The organism is Dietzia sp. UCD-THP (assembly GCF_000349585.1).
Lineage (GTDB): Bacteria > Actinomycetota > Actinomycetes > Mycobacteriales > Mycobacteriaceae > Dietzia > Dietzia natronolimnaea_A.
On sequence record NZ_AOSR01000135.1, the window covers coordinates 1 to 1,428 of the forward strand.

General features: G+C 63.4%; 3 protein-coding genes. All 3 read left to right on the forward strand.

Annotation, left to right across the window (positions count from 1 at the left end):
• Nucleotides 1-479 precede the first annotated feature (479 nt).
• Nucleotides 480-737, forward strand: a complete 258-nt coding sequence (locus H483_RS27365) for a type II toxin-antitoxin system Phd/YefM family antitoxin (RefSeq protein WP_017836490.1) — start codon at nt 480-482, stop codon at nt 735-737.
• Between the two features lies 1 nt (nt 738).
• The gene (locus H483_RS27370) at nt 739-996 is read left to right on the forward strand and encodes a Txe/YoeB family addiction module toxin (protein ID WP_017836491.1); all 258 of its coding nucleotides are present in this window, start codon (nt 739-741) and stop codon (nt 994-996) included.
• A gap of 163 nt (nt 997-1,159) precedes the next feature.
• On the forward strand, nt 1,160-1,428 hold a 269-nt coding region (locus tag H483_RS27375; protein ID WP_238556265.1), incomplete at its 3' end, for an Lsr2 family protein.

The following is a 1,428-nucleotide window of genomic DNA, read 5'->3' on the forward strand; positions in this document are numbered from 1 at the left end:
CGACGTCGACATGACAACCCCCCCAAGGCAGGTAACGGGTAATCGGTAACACGTTACGTTACCCACGTTACCAGCGAGGGCGGACAAGGCCTAGCCATCCGCGCCTTCAGGACCGGGGGCGGGCGCGAGCTGTCCGTCGACGGGGGCCGCCGGCACGGCGAGGGAGTAGCCAGGATTCCGGCCACGCCGCTGCGCGGCCCCGGCCGCGGGCGAGACAGCGGGCCGAGACCTGACCGCGATGCGCCCACTGGGCGCCGACGGGCCGGCGTGGCCACCGGCAGAACCCCCGCCGTGCGGCGGCGCCGATCCGGCCATCGAGACCAGGCCCAAAACTGTGATGACTCCCGTGCAGGAGCTCTCGACAAGGCAACGCTGCGCCATCCGGCCCAGGCTCATGCCTATAGAGAACCGGGCGCGGGAAGTCACAATGGAGCACCAACTCCGCATCCTGTACACTTTTGCGTACAGGAGGGGTTGAGATGAAGACCATGAGCTATACCGAGTCCAGGGCCCGCTACGCCGAGGTCCTCGACGGGGTCACCAACGACCGCGAAGAAGTCATCATCACCCGCGCCGGCCACGAACCGGTGGTGATGGTCTCCCTCGACGACTACGAGTCCCTGCGCGAGACCGCCCACCTCATGCGATCACCGGCTAACGCCCGACGTCTGCTCGATGCGATGGAGCGGCTCGAGTCCGGCCGCGGACAGGCGCGCGACCTGCTCGACGCCGACTGACGTGCTACTCGTCTGGGACGACAACGCCTGGCAGGACTACCTCTGGTGGCAACAACAGGACCGCAAGATCCTCAAACGCATCAACCTGCTCCTGCAGGACATCACCCGCAACGGCAATGAAGGAATCGGCAAACCCGAACCCCTCAAATACGACTTCGCCGGATACTGGTCCAGACGCATCACCGACGAGCACCGCCTCGTCTACAAAGTCACCGAAACCGAAGTCCGCATCGCCACCTGCCGCTACCACTACGGATGACCTTGCCGCCCACGCCGCATGCGACCGGGATATAACCCCCAAAAGACCCTTGGCATGAAGCGTCCAAGAATGTTATTGCGCGTCATTTAGCCGCTTCATGCATACTGTGATCCTGCAAGGACAGGCATCACAATAGGGGGAAGCAATGGCTCAGCAATTTCAGGTGAGATTCATCGACGATCTCGACGGAACCGACCTAGGCGAGACGTCGAACACCATTTCTTTTGCCTTTGAGGGCAAGGAGTACGCCATTGACCTCAGCGATGACAACGCCGAGGCGTTCCGCGAGGCCGTAGCGCCGTACATCCAGGCCGGCCATCGGGTGACCGGAAGCAAGGCCAAAACCGCCCGTAAGACTGCGGCCCCGTCCGGAAACACCAAAGCGATACGCGAGTGGGCCCGCAACAATGGCTACGACGTCTCCGACCGCGG